This window comes from Myxococcales bacterium, assembly GCA_012517325.1.
Lineage (GTDB): Bacteria > Lernaellota > Lernaellaia > Lernaellales > Lernaellaceae > JAAYVF01.
The window spans coordinates 34653-50518 of sequence record JAAYVF010000097.1; the positions used below are offsets into that span (position 1 = coordinate 34653).

Sequence of the window (15866 nt, forward strand, 5' to 3'; positions counted from 1 at the left end):
ATGAAAAGATGGTTGCGCGCCATCGGCTTCTACCGCGGCTTCCTGCTGGTCAGCTTTATGCCGATGGGCCTGGGTACCGTGCTGGCCTGGCAGGCGGGCGCGCCTTTCAACGGCCGGATTTTTCTCGCCACGATGGTCGGCGTCTGGCTGCTGCATGCCGGCAGCAACCTGTTGAACGACTACTTCGACCACCTTTCGGGCACCGACGATCGCAACCCGATCCAGACGCCTTTTTCCGGCGGCACGCGGGTGATTCAGGAAGGCTTGCTGCCGCCGGCGGCCATTCGCACCGCGGGTTTCATCGCTTACGGGGCGGGGATTGTGGTTTTTCTGGCGCTGGCGCCGTGGGTCGGCTGGCGCTTGCTCGGGCTGGCCGCGTTCGGCTTGCTCGTCGGTTGGAGTTACACGGCGCAGCCGATCCGCCTGGCGTACCGCGGCTGGGGCGAGCTGTTCATCGGGCTGGTGTTCGGCCCGGCGATCGTCCTGACCGGCTACTACGTGCAGGCCCGCGAATTTTCCCTCGTCGCCGGCTGGACGGGCGCGATCCTGGGCTTGTGGACGGCGGCGATCATCACGATCAACGAACTGCCCGATTACGACGCGGATCGGCAGGCGGCGAAGCGCAACCTGGTAGTGCGGTTCGGCCGCCGTTTCGGACTGCGCTTGTGGGCGGCGCTGCTGTATGTCGGTTTCGCCGCGCTCGTGGCGGGAATTTTTCTCGGCGTGCTGCCGGCCGGCATGGTCCTGGGTGTCCTGGCGCTGCCGCTGGTCGTCCGCCTGGTGGACGGCGCGAACCCGGCGCTGGACAATCTGGACGACAACATCCGCGTCTGCGCGCGCACCATCCAATATGAAATCGTTTTTTGGGCCTTGCTGGTCGGCGGGTTGATCGTCGGCCGCCTGTTCGGAGCCGGGGCATGAAAATCGCGGTGGTCGGAGCCGGACCGGCCGGTTCCTTCTGCGCTTACCACCTCGCCAAAGCCGGCGCCGACGTCACCTTGATCGATCAATTCCCCGCCGCCTGGGAAAAACCCTGCGGCGGCGGCGTGCCGCCGAAGGTCCGCGAGCGCTTCGCCGAAATCGACAGCTACGACGGGCCGCGCCGGCCGGTGGCGGTCGGCAATTTCGTTTCGCCCGACGGGCAGGCGGTGCGACTGGTCAGCGGCCGGCCGATGTGGGTCGTCGCGCGGCGCGATTTCGACGGTTACCTGCGCCGCCTGGCGCTGGGGGCCGGCGCCAAATTCGTGCGCGGCCGCGTGCGACGCGTCGCGCGGGAAGGGGCGGCGTTTCGATTGGCGGTCGGTGAGGGCCTGCAGTGCGATTATCTCATCGGGGCCGACGGCGCCAAATCGGTCGTCCGTCGCGACCTCTTCGGGCCGATCCCGCGCCACCTGCTGACCTCGACAGTCGGCTATTTTTTGCGCGCCGCGGCGACGGACGCCACGAGCTGGTTTCTGCCGCGCCCCGGCTACATCTGGGCGTACCCGCGGCCCGATCACTTGTGCCTCGGCGGCGGCAGCGCCGACACGGCGCTCGACATCTGGGGCCAGGTCGACGAGATCCGCCAGCGTCACTTCGCCGCCGATCCGATCCTGAAAAAATGGGCGGCGCCGATCCCGTTCATCCGCGAACCGGACTTTTACGACGGCCCGACGGCCGGCGAAGGCGCGGCGGTGATCGGCGATGCGGCGGGACATGTCGACGCGCTGACGGGCGAAGGCATCCTCTACGCGCTGTGGGACGGCAAACTATTGGCCGAAGCGTTGCTGGCCGGGCGTCCCGGCGACTACGACCAGCGCTGGCGCGCCGAATTCGGCCGGGAACTGGGCAAGGCGACGAAGCTGTCGCGCTGGTTTTACGATCCGCCGACGATCCGCCGCGTCTTTGGAGTGGCGACGCGCAGCGAGACCATGCGGCGCTTTTTGATGGCCATCATGACCGACCAGCCGAGTTACCTCCAGACCGGCAATCTGTTCCTGCGCCAATTGCCCGCCATCGGGTGGGAAGTGCTGCGGAGCCTCTGGTAATGCGCCCCGCCGGCCGCACGGCTGCCGCGGGTTGGCTGGCAAGCGCCTGGTTGCTGGGCGCCAGTTTTTTATTTTATGTCACCTTCGTGCAATACGGTTTGCTGCGCCATGCCCAACTGAACCTGGGGTTGGCGGAGAGCGACCTCATGCCCGGGTTCGGCTTGTTGGCCGGGCTGGGCATCGCCGGCAGTCTGCTGGCGGGATGGCTCATCGATCGGCTGCGGCCGGCGGCGTTCCGGCTGGCCTGGCTGGCGGCGACGCTGTCGGGTCTGCTGGCGGTCGTCGCGTCGCTCTCCCTGCTGGCGACCAGCCGGATGTGGTTGATCGTCTGTTTCGCGCCGCTCGGCCTGCTGCTGGGATTGCTGATCGTCGTTTTGCTCTACTTGTTCACGTGGTTTATTCCGCCGGCGGCGCGCGGCTGGTGCGCCGGCGGCGCGGCGGCGTTTGCCTACCTGGCGGCCAACGTGATCGCGATTTTCAGCGAACGGCCGCAGATCATCGGCCGGTTCGACATTCTGCTGATGGTCGTCAATATCATGATCGTGCTCTTCTGCGGCCGCGCCTGGCGGCGGCTGGCGCCGGTGCCGGCCGGCCGCGCGGTCGGGCTTTTCGCCATGCTGCGCGGTTTGTGGCCCCTGGCGCTGGTCGTGCTGATCGACACCGCGCTGTTCGTGCTCGTCTCGCGCGATCCCGGTCCGACAGCGATTCTCGCCGGCCCCGGCGACTGGCTGGCCAACGGGGGCGAACATTTCCTCGCGGCGCTGCTGGCGGGCGGTCTGTATTCGCGCCTGGGCTGGCGAAAAATCACGCGACTGGCCGCGGGGGCGCTGGTGGTGCTGGTGGCGCTGTACGCAGTCCATCGCGGGAGCGCGACGGATTTGTCCGTGGCGATCCAGGCGGTCTACAGCCTGATCGTCGGGTTTTACACCGTGTCGCTGTTCACGTTGTTCGGCGAGGAAATTCCCCGCGACCGGCCGGCGCTGGGCATCGCGGCGGGGATGGTGTTCGTCGGCTGGCTGGCCAGCCCGGCGGGCATCGCGCTGGGAACCGCGTTGTTGCCGCGCTGAGCGGCGGCGCCTACCAACGCATCAGAATGGTGCCCCAGGTGAACCCGGCGCCGAACGCCGAGAAACCGACCAGCATTCCCGGTTTGATCAACCCTTTTTCCAAGGCTTCGGTCACCACGGTGGGCAGCGTGGCGGCGGTGGTGTTGCCGAATTTTTGGATGTTGTGCAGGGTTTTTTCGGGGGGGATGTTCAGCGCCTGGCAAGCGAATTCGTTGATTCGCAAATTGGCCTGGTGGAAAACCCAGAAGTCGACGTCGGCGACGGCCACGCCGGCCTTGTCGCAGCACGCCTTGATGGATTCGGGCAGGCGGCGGATCGCGTGGGAAAAGACCAACTGGCCCTTCATCTGCGGGTAGATGCGCCGCTCGTCGAGCATTTTGTGGGTCAGGCGCGGGTGGAAGACCGAGCCCTCGGCCTCGACCCAGAGCGCCTTGAAGTATTTGCCGTCGCCGTGCAGATCGGTCGCCAGGATGCCTTTGCCTTCCTCTTCGGTCGCCTGAACGATAAAGACGCCGGCGCCGTCGCCGAAGATGACCGTCACGTCGCGGCCGCGGGTGCTGAAGTCCAGCGCGGTCGAATGAATTTCCGTGCCGGTGATCAGAATCGTCTTGTACAGGCCGGTTTTGATCCAGGCGTCGGCGATGGCCATGGAATAGAGGAACCCGGTGCACTGGTTACGGATGTCGACGATCGCGCATCCGTTGAGGCCGAGCTTGTCCTGGATCAGCGGGGCCATGCCGGGGAAGGTGTGATCGGGGCTGAGGGTCGCGGCGATCACGGCCTCGATTTCCTTCTTGTCGATCTTCGCCTGGGCGAGCGCGGCCAGGGCGGCCTTTTCGGCCATGTCGGTGCCGGTCATGCCTTCGGGAATATAGTGGCGTTCCTTGATGCCGGTGCGTTGCTCGATCCACTCGTCGTTGGTGTCCATGATTTTGGACAAGTCGTCGTTGGTGACCACGCGGTCCGGAATGTACATGCCGGCGCCGATGACTTTCATGCTGGGCATCTCGGGGCTCCCTATAATTTGATGTTCCGCAAGTACTGGGCCACTTCCTCCGGCGGGGTGGGGTTGATGAAGAACCCGCTCGCCGCCTCGAAACCGCCGAACCGGGTCAGGCGCGGCGCGATTTCGATGTGCCAATGATAATAAGAGAGGAAGCCGACTTGAAGGGGGGCAGTGTGAATCGCGAAATTGTAGCTGAAGTTGCCCAGCGCTTTGGCCAGAAGGCGCATGGTGCGCGAGAAAATCTTCGCCAGGAAGGTGAGCTGGTCGTCCCGGATGTCCTGGTAGGACGGTTGATGATTGCGCGGCAGGATGGTCAGTTCGAACGGGACGCGGCTGGCGAAGGGCGCGACGACGATGAAGTCGGGGTTCTCGGTCACCAGCCGTTCGCCGTAGCGCAATTCCTGGTTGATGATGTCGAGGTAGACGTTGCGCTCCTTGAATTCGTAGTAATCGCGCGCGCCCTGCAATTCCTCCTGCACGTTTTTCGGGATGATCGGCAAGGCGATGAGCTGGCTGTGGCTGTGTTGCTGCGTGGCGCCGGCCAGCCGGCCCTCGTTTTTGAAAATCAGGATGTACTTGAGCCGCACGTCGTTCTGCAGATCGCGGATCCGGTCGCGGTAGGCCCGCATCACCAGCTCGATCTCGTGCTCGTTGAACGCGGCGAAATCGCGCCGGCCGTCGCGCGTCTCGATGATCACCTCGTGCGCGCCGATGCCCGACATCTTGTCGTAGAGGCCGACGCCCTCGCGGGTCAGTTCGCCTTCCACCCGCAGCGCCGGAAACTTGTTGGGGATCACGCGCATGATCCAGGGCCGCTCGGGCTGACTGTCGTCGCGGTAGGTCAGGATGTCCGGCGGCGTCAGGTGTTCGTTGCCCGGCGCGAACGGATCCACCTCCAGTTGCGGCGGCTCCGGTTCGAGACTCAGGCCCAACGGACGCTTGGCCCGCTCATCGGAAATGATCACCCAGCGACCGGTAATCGGGTCCTTGCGCAACTCGTGCATAGTGCTTGTTCCATTCCCTGGGGAACCTCGCGGTTCCGCGTATTTACATCCGTTTCCAACCGACGCCGTGGGCCGCGCGAACGGCCGTCGTCCCGCCACGCCGGCGAATTACCGCCTTTCCGTCATTGAAATTTCCACCGTCAGGGTCCGCGCTTCGCCTTGCCGCAGGAAGAAGCGGTTGGAGAGCGCCACCGCGGTTCCTTGATAGGTGCGCTCGAACCCGCCTTCGCTCTGGCTGACGGTCTCCACCGGGAAGTGCCACAACTCGAACGGGTCGGGGCTGCGGAATTCCGCCCGCAGGTTCTGCCAGTCATCGTGGACGGCGAAGGCCGACACGCTTTCGTGCAGGCCGCTTTCGTTCATTTTGAATTGCTTTTCGCCCACCGCCAGCCAGCGGTCCGGCGCGTCGGCCGCCAACAGGGTCAGGTTCCATTGGCGGGCGAGCCAGAATTCGAGGTCGCCGCCGTGATTGGTGACGGTGGTGGCGACGCTCATCGCCGCGCGGTCCAGCGGAATGACGAACCGCTTGTGCAGCGTGACCGGCGTCTTGACGCCGCCCGGATACAGGCCGCCCTGGCGCTCGAATTCGACGACCAGTTCGTCGCCCTCGCGCGCGGCGCGCAGCACGCGGAAGGGTTGATTGATGAAGTCGCCCAGCTCGCCGTAGCGGCAGGTGGCGAAGCTGGCGGCGTTCGACCACGGCGCCAGGAAGTGGTCCAGTGAACTGTAGCGCGTGAACCAATCGTAGAAGAGGAGGTTGGCCAGCCCTTCTTCCTTGGTGCGCACGATGTCGTGAATGCTTTTCGGCTGCCCGTTGGTCGTCGGCGTGATGGTGATCTTGTCGTGATAAATTTCGCGCCGGCGGGTGAGGACGTCGGTCAGGTTGTGGCCGGTGCGGCGATCGACGAATTCGTAGACGCTGCCGCCGTATCCCGGCTTGAGCACGACCAGCAGGTGCGGCGTGTCGATCACGATCTCCGGCACGCCGTCGCCGTCGTGATCGACCGTCTCGAGGTTGGGCAGGCCGAGGATTTGATCGGCCTTCTTTTCCGCCGCGTACAGTTCGCTGGCGACGCCGCGGCGCAGATAGTTGAGATACAGGCCACCGAACAGGCCGTGCCAGTAGGCGCAATTGCATTGGCCGCGCAGGGCGTCGCGGCGCGCGGCCAGCGCCGCCGGATCCTGCGGCGCTTTTTTCAGCGCGGCGACCGTCTTGCGCGAGGCGCGGACCATGCGTTTGTGCAGGCGGTTGGCTTCCTGATATTTCGAAAGGAAATTGTCCCAGAAGCCGCCGCGGATGAACGGGGAAATGTGTTCCCAGGAGCCGTCGCGCTTGGCCTCCTGGTGCAGCTTGTTCAGTTCGATGCCCGCGTCGACCGGCAGCGACCACTCGGTCATTTCATGATAGCTGGCCGTCGGCAGGTACATCCGGCCCGTCGGCGGATCGTTGTCGAGCACGGTGGAAAAATGCACGGTTTCCAGGTCGCCCGATTCCTCGACCGCGGTGAGAAATTTCTCGAGCCAGCCCTTTCCGTAGACCCATTCGTAGGTTTCCGGCCAGACGCCGAATTTTTCACCGTCGTCGGCGTAGGTCGCCACGGGATTGTTGAAGCGGTTTTTCAGGTCGCGCAGGTAGGCGACGATCTTGTCGGGCATGTCGAAGGGGATCTTGTAGCGCAGTACGCGGTCGATCGGGAAAATGGCCGTCGTGTAGCCGTGCCGCTCGGTGACGTAATAGCCGATGATTTTTTCCTTGGGGATGCCGGCGAAACGGAAATGGGTTTCGTCGACGATGGTGAATTCCACACCGGCCTGCCGCAGCAGGACGGGCAGGGAAGGCTCCCAAATGCGCTCGGTCAGCCAGATACCGCGCACGTTGTGCCCGAGCCGTCGCTTCGCCCAATCGTTCATCAGCGTGAGCTGCTCGACGGCGTCGTCGAAGGGGACGGCGGAGAGAATCGGCTCGTAAAAGCCGCCGCCGAGGATTTCGACCTGGCCGTTTTCGACCAGTTCCGCGAGGCGATCCACGTATTCGGGATGATTCTGCTCGATCCATTCGAGCAGGCAACCGCTGTGATGCAGCGAGGTGCGGATGGTCGGATGAAGCTTCAGAATTTCCAGAAAGGGCCGGTAGCATTTTTCGTAGGCGTCTTCCAGGACGTGGCCGAAATTGCCGACCGGCTGGTGATCGTGGATGCCGAAAGTCAGGCGAATCTTGTCATTCTGCAATTTATACGCTCCAGTTGATGCTGTCGTAATTGCGGTCGGGAACCTTCAGATTGATCCGGCCGTTTTTCGGGAAGCGGTCTTCCTCCACGCTGCCTTTCATGATCCGGACCACGAAGGAAAGGGGATCGCCGGCGGCGATCTGCAGGAACGAGATGGGCAACGCCAGTTCGATGATTTCCTGCATGCCCAGTTCGTGGTGTTCGCCGATGCTGCGCCAATCCTCGCCGGAATCGGGCGCCCAGATCTGGTAGCGGGTCGCCGCCCGGGCGCCGAAGCGCAAGGGGAAGCGGATTTGCCGCTCGACGCGGCCGGCGATCTGCACTTGCACCTGCAATTCGCTGCCGAAGGCCAGCAGTTCGTCGGACGGGTCGAGCCGCAGGTAAAGTTTTTGTTCGTCGAAGCCGAACATCAACCGCGCCAGCAGGTTCTTCGAAAGGTGCATGCTGCCGCGGACGCGGGTCAGGTCGATGTAGCCGGCGTCGGCCCATTCGTAGAAATTGGTGATGTGGCCGTCGATCGTCGGGTGCAACAGGGCGAGCGGCTGGGTGATCAGCAGGTTCGCCTTGTCGACGTGAATCGGCTCGGACAGCACCGCCGGCGGGTTCTCGTCGAGCGCCAGGTAGACATTGACCAGCTTCTGGCGGAACAGCCGGTCGAAATCGGAATCGTTTTCGCTGTTGAAATCGTCGTCGTACCACCAGAACCAGTCTGAACCTTCGGCCTGGAAAAGCTGGCGGCGCGCCGCGGCGATTTTTTCCGGCGGCATGTTGCCGGCCTGGCGGACGGTTTCGAAATGGCTGCGCGTCCGGTCGACCAGCGACCAGGCGCGGTTTTCCTCGGGCCCGCCGATCCAGATCCGGTAATTGGCATTGATCCAACTGCCGCTGTGCAGCTTGGTCAGGGTCTGTTTCGGCGGCGCCTCGCGTAGCGCCTGGCCCATCGACACCGGCCGGAAGCGCTTGTCCTGCAACAGCGTCTGATACAAACCGTCGAGGAACGCTTCGCCGCCGTCGCGGTAGTATTCCCAGGGGTTTTCGCCGTCGAGCACGACGTTGACCAGGCCGTCCGGCGCGCTTTCCGCGATGCGGCCCAAATGACCGGCGAAATCGAGAATCGCCGTCCGCGGATCGTTTTTCGCGTAAGTGAAGCCGATCAAATCCGACAAGTAACGATCGCGGAAAAAGACGCAGATCTGCGAGCCCTTGTATTCGGCCCGGTACGGCTCGAACAACCGCTGTCGCGAGGAGCCGTCGCCCAGGCTGCGGAAGAGGATGGCCTCGTCGGTGGCGATCCATTCCAGACCGGCGTCGGCGAGGTGTGGAATGATTTCCGGGCAGACCGAACCTTCGCTGGGCCACATGCCGCGGGCGGCCTGGCCGAAAATGCTTTCGTAGTAGGCGACGCCTTCGCGGATCTGGTCGCGCGCGTCTTCCTCGAAGGAAAAATCGCCGTGCAGGGTGACCTCGGGCATGCTGCGCCGGACCACGTGCGAACCGACGAGAATCGGCAGGATCGGGTGGTAGAACGGGCTGGTGGAGATTTCCACGCGCCCGGCCTCCAGCAGTTTTTTCCACAGCGGAATGATCTGCTTGAGGATTTCCAGCTGCACGTCGAGCAGCAGGCGCTTGTCGGGCTCGGTGAAACTCATGCCCTTTTCGAGCAGCGGGACGATGCGCGGATCGCGCCGCGCGGTAAACCCGAACCACGCCAGGTTGAACCAGACCTGCAAGTCCAGAAAATCCTGGTTCGAAAACAGCTTGAGCGCCCGGTCGAGCGATTCCTCGTCGGTGCGGATGCCGCGCCGGTCCAGTAGGCGCGAATAGCCGGGGTAGGGGCGGATCAGCGTTTCCCAGTTGGCCATGAAGAAATAGCGCAGGACGAACCGGCGCTCCTCGTCGTCGAGTTCGGCCGCCGGCTTGCGGGACAGGGCGAGGAACGAATCGTCGATGTCCGGCCGCTCCGCGTAGGCCTTGAGCTGCGCCAGCAGGCTGGGCACTGCATTGATGGTGCAGGCCATCTCGGGATGGCGCAGCAGCATCGCGCTCATGTCGTAGTAGGCCTTGGTGGCGTGCAGCCGCACCCAGGGTAGGATGATTTTTCCGGAGGTATCATCCAGGTAATAGGGCTGGTGCATATGCCACAAAAAGGCGACGCGTAACGGCTTGCTCATTCGATCTTGGCTCCTCGCGGCACGACGGTAATGCCTTCCGGGGTCACAGTAAAGCCGCGTTCGAGATCCAGTTCGTGATCGTAACCGACTTCCACGTGCGCGGGGATCTTGACGAATTTATCGATGATGGCGCGCCGTACCCGCGCGAAGCGGCCGATTTCGACGCCCTCGAACAGTAGGCTTTCGTCGACCTGGGAGTAACTGTTGATCCGCACGAACGGACCGAGAATGGTCCGGTCGATGTGACCGCCGGAGACGATGCAGCCCTCGCTGACCATGGAGTCGGTGGCGATGCCGATGCGGCGCGATTTCTCGTCGGCGAAGACGAATTTCGTCGGCGGCCCCTGGCGCGAGTAGGTGTGCAGCGGCCAGTGGCGGTTGTAGAGGTCGATGACCGGGGCCACGCTGACCAGGTCCATCGAGGCGCGATAGTAGGAATCGATGTCGCCCACGTCGCGCCAGTAACCCCGCTCGCGTTCGCTTTGCCCGGGAACGGCGTTGGTGGCGAAGTCGTAAACGAAGACTTTCTTGTTGCGGCCGACCATCGGGATGATGTTTTTGCCGAAATCGTGCGCGCTGTTCGGATCGCGGCTGTCGGTCTCGACCGCTTCCATCAGGCTTTCGGTGGTGAACACGTAATTGCCCATGCTGGCCAGCGCGCGCGTCGGATCGCCAGGCATGTGTTTGGGTTTGGCGGGTTTTTCCGCGAAGCCGACCAGCCGCCAGTCGGCGTCGACCTCCATGATGCCGAAGGCCGGGGCCTCCTCGATCGGCACCGGAATCGCGGCGATCGTCACATCGGCTTCCTTCTGCAGATGGTAGGAGACCATCTGCCGCACATCCATTTTGTAGATGTGATCGGCGCCGAAGACGCAGACCTGGTACGGGTTTTCGTCCATGATCGCGTGGAAGTTCTGGAAAATGGCGTCGGCGCTGCCCTTGTACCAATCGGGGCCGGTGCGCATCTGCGCCGGGGAGATATCGGTGAAGTAACCGAATTGCGAATTGAGGCGGTAACCGCGGGTGACGTGCTTGATCAGGCTGTCGGCTTTGTATTGGGTCAGGATCTTGATTTTGAAGAAGCTGCCGTTGATGAAATTCGACAGCACGAAATCGACGATGCGGTAGCGGCCGCCGAAGGGCACTGCGGGTTTGGCGCGGTGCGCGGTCAACGGCATCAGGCGTTTGCCCTCGCCGCCGGCCAGGATCATCGTGAGGATGCGGTTTTGGTTGAAATTGGGCGCCATGTCCGTTACCTCCCTTCCGCCGGCGTCAATTCGGCGAAAGCCAGCATTCCCGCGCCGATCATGCCCGCGTCGTTGCCGAGAATCGCGCGTTGAATGGCGACGTTTTCACCCGGAATGCGGTAGGCGCGGCGGCGAATTTCGTCGCGCATCGGTTCGTAGAGCAGATCGAAAGAAGCGCTGACGCCCCCGCCGATGACGAACAAGGGCACGTTCAGCAGATTCAGCACCGACGCCATCATATTGCCCAGATAGCGCGACGCCTTTTCGAAAACCGCCCGGCTGACCGGGCAGCCCTGTTTCGCGGCGTCGTAGATCAGCTTGGGCGTGATCCGGTCGGGATCGCCGCCGGCCAATTGCAGCAGCGGCGCTCCGGGTTCGCGCGCCAGCGCTTCCTTCGCCTGCCGGACCAGCGCCGGCCCGGACGCGTAGGCTTCGATGCAGCCGCGGTTGCCGCAGCCGCAGAGCACGCCTTCGGGTTCGATAGTGATATGGCCGATTTCGCCGGCCATGCCCCATTGGCCGCGCCAGATGCGGCCATCCAGGATGATCCCGCCGCCGATGCCCGTTCCCAGGGTGATCAAAACCATCGAATCGACCGCCTTGCCGGCGCCGAATTCGAACTCGCCGAGCCCGGCCACGTTGGCGTCGTTGTCGATCGCGACCGGCAGGCCCGTTTTCTGCATCAGCGGGCTGACCAGATCCACGTCGTACCAACCGGGGAAATTGGGGGCCTGGCTGATTTTTTTCGAGTCGGGATAAACGCCGCCGGGAACGCCGATGCCCACCCCGAAAGCCGCGCCGCCCGCCGTCTTTTGCAAGCCGTCGATCAAATCCGCCAGCCGATCCACGACCTTGGCCGGCGAGCGATCCTCGCCGGTCGGCACTCGGCGGGGCGAATGCAGACGCCCTTCGCGGTCGAGCAGCGCTCCCTTGATGTCGGTTCCGCCCAGGTCGATGGCAATGGCTACCCGGTTCACGTGTGATTCTCCTTCGCATAGATGTCGGGCAGATGGCGAAAGCGGCCTTCCCAATCCAGACCGTAACCGATCACGAAACGATCCGGGATGGTAAAACCGATTAATGGCTCTTCTATTTGATAAGCGTAACCACGATTTTTCGCAAGCAGGACAACAGGTTGGACGCGGGCCGCGCCCAGCGAAAGCAGGTGCTCGATGCAAAAGGCGAGGGTCTTGCCGGTATCCAGAATATCATCCACCAGGACCACGTTCCGGCCGTGCAGATTCCAGGTCAGGCCGTCGACCAGCTTCAGCTCGCCGCTGCTCGTCCCGCCGCGGTAACTGCTGACGCGCAGGAAGTCGATCTGGACGTCCAAATCGATCGCGCGGATCAGATCGGTCAGGAAGAAGAGGGCGCCGTCAAGAATGCCGACGAAAGTGACCGGTTTCCCGACCAGGGCGGGTCGCAGACTGTCGGCGATCTCTCGAACCCGAGAGCGGATTTTGTCTTGGTCAATGATTATGTTAAAATCGTTTGGAATCATTATGTTAACATCTTACAATTAAAGTAGTGGTTTAGGCAATCCGTTGGCCGGCAACGATCTCGCACAACAGGCCTCGCTGATAAAACTATAAGTATTTTCGACGCTTTCTACTAAAACTTAATCATTTTTCCGCGAACTAGCCAAACTTTCAAGGAAAATTCAAAAATTCCGAACGGTCGCCATTGCGAATAGCCGGTGTTCGTTCAAGCAGTTTTCGATTGCTTGTCTCCGCGACGGCGACAGGGTAAAAATGGCGAATCCATTCGAGGTGGACCATCGATCATCGCGCCAATGAAACGCCTCCAGTGAAATCGCCGGCGTCCGGCATCCGCCGCCGCGTCGCCGCGTTTGTTTTCGGTTTGATTCTGGCTTTGTTGCTCGGCGAATTATCGCTGCGCTGGTTCGTGCCGGCGCCGAGCGTCACCCGTGTATCCGCCGGATTGGTTCATCTATCCGACGACCTGGCGCTGCGCTATGAATTGACGCCGTTCGGCACGGACGGGAAGGTGGCGATCAACGGCGAGGGGCGGCGCGATTTTCATTATCCCCAAACAAAGGAGCCCACCGTTTTTCGCCTGGCCTTGCTCGGCGATTCGGTGACTTTCGCGGCGGCCGTGCCGCTGGCCGAGACGTTCGCCAAGCGCCTCGAGTATCTGCTCAATCGCTTTCAGGCTTCGCCGCGCATCCGGTTCGAGGTCTGGAATTACGCGGTTCCCGGTTACGGTATTCGCGAAGAAGCGCGGTGTCTGGAAAGCAAGGTCGGCCGCGATCGGCCGGACCTGGTGCTGCTCGCCTACTGTTTGAACGACCCCGATCCGTTCACGATCGACCTGGCGCTTTTGTACCAGAACCTGAAGGCGGCGGACAAACGGCGGATCGGCCGGTTGCTGGGCGCTCCCTCGGATTTCGGATCGGTCCTCGTCGAGCGCAGCCGGCTGCTGCAGCTCGTCGCCCCGTTGTTTTTGCCCGCCGGCCATCGCGCTGCCGAACGGCAGGCGAACGAATACATTCGCGGCTTCTGGGAAGCCGATCGGCGGTCTCGCGAAAGCAACCGGTCGCGGTCCTACCAGGAGTATGTGCGCGTGGTGACCGACCGGAACTGGTCCGCGGTCGAAAGCGGGATGCGGCAACTGCGGTCGTTTGCCGAGGCGAACCGCATCGCGGCCGGCGTCGTGATTTTCCCGGTTCTGTGGCATCTGCCGAACTACGATTTGCAACCGGTGCACGAGCGGGTCGCCGCCGCGGCCGAAAAAGAGGGGCTGCCGGTGCTTGATCTGTTACGCCTGTTTCAGGATGCGGCGGTGCGGTTGCGCTGGCCGGACGAGCCGCCGGACCCGATTCACCCCGATCTGGCCGGAAACCGCCTGGCCGGCGCCGGCATCGCCGCTTGGCTGGTGCGGCGGAATCTGCTGCCGATTCGCGAAGCGGACATGCAAAGCGGCTTTTTCGAGCTGGCGACCGTCACCGCCGCTGCGCCGCCCGATTGGTGGAACCGCTACGATATGCTCTGGCTGGAGCAGGCGGTGCGGCAGGCCGCCGCCGGCCGCTGCCGGGAAGCGCAAGAATCCTACGCCGCGGCGGTGAATCTCAACCCGGCCGTCCAGGCGTTGCGTCCGGCGGTCAACCGCTGCCGGCCGGTTGCCGAATGATCAATCGCCGACGGGCGTCGTCGTCGAGCGGTTGGTCGATTGGGGTGGGGGATGCGGCACAATTTCATTCGTTTCATTTTCTGGCTGTCGATCGGTCTTTGCCTGGTCATGGCTCTGGCTTGCTCGGGATCCGGAAACGAGGATGACGCCGAGAACCAGGCCGGCGACGACGAGAGCCCGGGGCCGGAGCAAGATGACGACAATAACGACAACGACGACAACGACGACAACAACGACAACGATAATGACGCATTGTCGGCGGATGTGATCGTCGACCCGGATTCGCCCGGCGCGACGGTTCCGAACACCTTCCTCGGCATTTCCGTCGAATGGACGCACATCGTCGATTACCTCGGCGAAAATTCGGGCGAGGCGCGTGCCGCCACCGTGCAGTTGCTGCGCAATTTCGAAGCCGAGGGGCACCGGCCGGTCGTGCGGATCGGCGGCAACAGCCAGGATCGAGCCTGGTGGAATCCGGACGGCCTGCCGCGGCCGCCAGGCGTCGAAGTCGATCTCGATCCCTTGCCGGTCTCGATTCTGGCGGCGCTGAACGAGGCGGCGGGCACTTCCTTGGTGTTGGGTTTGAACTTGGTGCTCGGCGACGCCGCCAACGCGGCGGCCGTGATTGCGGGCCTCGATGACCGGATATCTCGCGACGCCGTCGCGGCTTTCGAATTGGGCAACGAGCCGGATTATTACTGGACCGAAGGGCTTCGCCCGCTGTTCTATCGTTACGACCATTACCGCGGCGAACTGGAAACCTTTCACGACGGGCTTGCCGCGTTGGTCTCGCCGGTCCCGCCGTTTGCCGCGCCGGCGTTGGGAAGCACTTTCTGGCTTCGCCGCCTGGCCGATTTTTTCTCCGCGGAAAGTGACTGGGTGGCGATGATCACCACGCATGTCTACCCATTTACCGTTTGCTACGACCTGCCGCCACCGGCGCCGGCCAGGTTGCTCGACGATTTTGCCACCGTGGACATCGGCGTCGTTTACGAACCGGTCGCGACGGCTGCGCACGCCGCGGGGTACACCTATCGGATGGATGAACTCAACAGCGTTTCCTGCGGCGGCGCCGACGGGGTGAGCAATGCCTATGTCGCCGCTCTCTGGAGCGCCGACGTGGCTTTCCGCCTGGCTGCCGCGGGCCTCGACGGCCTCAACTTTCACACCCCGGGAACCTATTACGGAGTTTTCAACTACGACGAGACCGGCGCCTTGGTCGTGATGCCGCTTTACTATGGGATGCGCTTGTTCTCATTGGCGACCGCCGCCAACGGCCGATTGCTGCCGGCCGTCAGTTCGCTGTCGAAACGGGTCCGGGTTTGGGCCACGCTCGGCGATGACGGCGCGGTGCGTGTTTTATTGCTCAACGAGGAACTGACCGGCGATTCATTGGTGAAGGTGCGGGTGAAAGGCCGCCCGGCAGCGGCGAAACTGATCCGTTTGCGGGCGCCGGCGATCGATGCCCAGACCGGGCTGACGCTCGGCGGACAGACCTGGGACGGTTCGAGCGACGGCCTGCCGCTCGGCGATCCGGAATACGAAACGCCGCCGCGGAAGGGCGACACCTATTATATTTCGCTGCCGGCGTTGCAGGCGGTGGTGGTGACGGTTCCGCCGGTCGAATAAAATTCGTGACGCGGTAAAAAACAAAAACCCCGTACCTTGACGGTAAACGGGGTTTTGCCTGTCGCACGAGTGGAGGGAATCGAACCCCCAACCCCCGGTTTTGGAGACCGGTGCTCTGCCAATTGAGCTACACTCGCTCAAAAAAAGCGGCTTATTGCTATCATAAATGACTAGGTCCAGCAATAGGAAAATGTCACGCTGTATTAGCTTAGCGACTTTGTCCCCTGTAACTGCTTAGCGATTATGTCCCCCATGAAGAAGGACATGATTTCGATGACTCCCAAGGAGTTACAGCGGATGAGGTTGCTGGTCTGCGTCCTGGAGGGGCAGCTGCCCC

Annotated in this window: 12 protein-coding genes and 1 tRNA gene; 5 read left to right on the forward strand and 8 right to left on the reverse strand. The window is 63.1% G+C overall.

The window, feature by feature from the left end; all coding sequences use genetic code 11:
- From GX444_17185 to GX444_17195, 3 genes are read left to right on the forward strand one after another with little or no spacing between them, the layout of a single operon-like run.
- A complete protein-coding gene (locus GX444_17185) occupies positions 1 to 921 on the forward strand; it encodes a prenyltransferase (protein NLH50317.1) in 921 nt (306 codons plus the stop codon).
- On the forward strand, positions 918 to 2027 hold the full coding sequence (locus GX444_17190) for an NAD(P)/FAD-dependent oxidoreductase (protein ID NLH50318.1): 1110 nt from the start codon (positions 918 to 920) through the stop codon (positions 2025 to 2027). The genes GX444_17185 and GX444_17190 overlap by 4 nt, the downstream gene beginning before the upstream one ends.
- Positions 2027 to 3094, forward strand: coding sequence for a hypothetical protein (locus GX444_17195; GenBank protein ID NLH50319.1), 1068 nt, complete (start codon positions 2027 to 2029; stop codon positions 3092 to 3094). The genes GX444_17190 and GX444_17195 overlap by 1 nt, the downstream gene beginning before the upstream one ends.
- A gap of 10 nt (positions 3095 to 3104) precedes the next feature.
- Here the strand turns inward: GX444_17195 and GX444_17200 are convergent, their stop codons facing one another.
- The 7 genes from GX444_17200 to GX444_17230 form a co-directional block, all read right to left on the reverse strand.
- The gene (locus GX444_17200) at positions 3105 to 4100 is read right to left on the reverse strand and encodes a beta-ketoacyl-ACP synthase 3 (protein NLH50320.1); all 996 of its coding nucleotides are present in this window, start codon (positions 4098 to 4100) and stop codon (positions 3105 to 3107) included.
- Positions 4101 to 4111: 11 nt separating this feature from the next.
- Positions 4112 to 5104, reverse strand: coding sequence for a galactose-1-phosphate uridylyltransferase (galT, locus tag GX444_17205; protein ID NLH50321.1), 993 nt, complete (start codon positions 5102 to 5104; stop codon positions 4112 to 4114).
- 108 nt (positions 5105 to 5212) lie between these two features.
- On the reverse strand, positions 5213 to 7333 hold the full coding sequence (locus GX444_17210) for a DUF1926 domain-containing protein (GenBank protein NLH50322.1): 2121 nt from the start codon (positions 7331 to 7333) through the stop codon (positions 5213 to 5215).
- A 1-nt stretch (position 7334) separates the two neighbouring features.
- The gene (locus GX444_17215; GenBank protein ID NLH50323.1) at positions 7335 to 9503 is read right to left on the reverse strand and encodes a hypothetical protein; all 2169 of its coding nucleotides are present in this window, start codon (positions 9501 to 9503) and stop codon (positions 7335 to 7337) included.
- Positions 9500 to 10750, reverse strand: coding sequence for a glucose-1-phosphate adenylyltransferase (glgC, locus tag GX444_17220; GenBank protein NLH50324.1), 1251 nt, complete (start codon positions 10748 to 10750; stop codon positions 9500 to 9502). Before glgC ends, GX444_17215 begins: the two co-directional genes overlap by 4 nt.
- Before the next feature lie 5 nt (positions 10751 to 10755).
- Positions 10756 to 11727 carry an ROK family glucokinase gene (locus tag GX444_17225; GenBank protein ID NLH50325.1) on the reverse strand — a complete coding sequence of 324 codons (972 nt, stop codon included), beginning with the start codon at positions 11725 to 11727 and terminating at the stop codon, positions 10756 to 10758.
- Entirely contained in the window at positions 11724 to 12251 is a 528-nt protein-coding gene (locus GX444_17230; protein ID NLH50326.1) for a hypoxanthine phosphoribosyltransferase, read from the reverse strand. Before GX444_17230 ends, GX444_17225 begins: the two co-directional genes overlap by 4 nt.
- Before the next feature lie 305 nt (positions 12252 to 12556).
- Between GX444_17230 and GX444_17235 the strand changes: the two genes are divergently transcribed.
- Both GX444_17235 and GX444_17240 read left to right on the forward strand, forming a co-directional pair.
- The gene (locus tag GX444_17235; protein NLH50327.1) at positions 12557 to 13900 is read left to right on the forward strand and encodes a hypothetical protein; all 1344 of its coding nucleotides are present in this window, start codon (positions 12557 to 12559) and stop codon (positions 13898 to 13900) included.
- 51 nt (positions 13901 to 13951) lie between these two features.
- Complete coding sequence (locus GX444_17240; GenBank protein ID NLH50328.1) at positions 13952 to 15529, forward strand: hypothetical protein; 1578 nt, start codon at positions 13952 to 13954, stop codon at positions 15527 to 15529.
- 64 nt (positions 15530 to 15593) lie between these two features.
- Here GX444_17240 and GX444_17245 read toward each other — a convergent pair.
- A tRNA-Trp gene (locus GX444_17245) sits at positions 15594 to 15666 on the reverse strand.
- Positions 15667 to 15866: the final 200 nt, after the last annotated feature.

Excerpts from the sequence above, each read along its gene's own strand:
- GX444_17185 (NLH50317.1), top strand. The coding sequence starts at position 1 with ATGAAAAGATGGTTGCGCGCCATCGGCTTCTACCGCGGCTTCCTGCTG.
- GX444_17190 (NLH50318.1), top strand. The coding sequence starts at position 918 with ATGAAAATCGCGGTGGTCGGAGCCGGACCGGCCGGTTCCTTCTGCGCT.
- GX444_17195 (NLH50319.1), top strand. The coding sequence starts at position 2,027 with ATGCGCCCCGCCGGCCGCACGGCTGCCGCGGGTTGGCTGGCAAGCGCC.
- GX444_17200 (NLH50320.1), bottom strand. The coding sequence starts at position 4,100 with ATGCCCAGCATGAAAGTCATCGGCGCCGGCATGTACATTCCGGACCGC.
- galT (NLH50321.1), bottom strand. The coding sequence starts at position 5,104 with ATGCACGAGTTGCGCAAGGACCCGATTACCGGTCGCTGGGTGATCATT.
- GX444_17215 (NLH50323.1), bottom strand. The coding sequence starts at position 9,503 with ATGAGCAAGCCGTTACGCGTCGCCTTTTTGTGGCATATGCACCAGCCC.
- glgC (NLH50324.1), bottom strand. The coding sequence starts at position 10,750 with ATGGCGCCCAATTTCAACCAAAACCGCATCCTCACGATGATCCTGGCC.
- GX444_17230 (NLH50326.1), bottom strand. The coding sequence starts at position 12,251 with ATGATTCCAAACGATTTTAACATAATCATTGACCAAGACAAAATCCGC.
- GX444_17240 (NLH50328.1), top strand. The coding sequence starts at position 13,952 with ATGCGGCACAATTTCATTCGTTTCATTTTCTGGCTGTCGATCGGTCTT.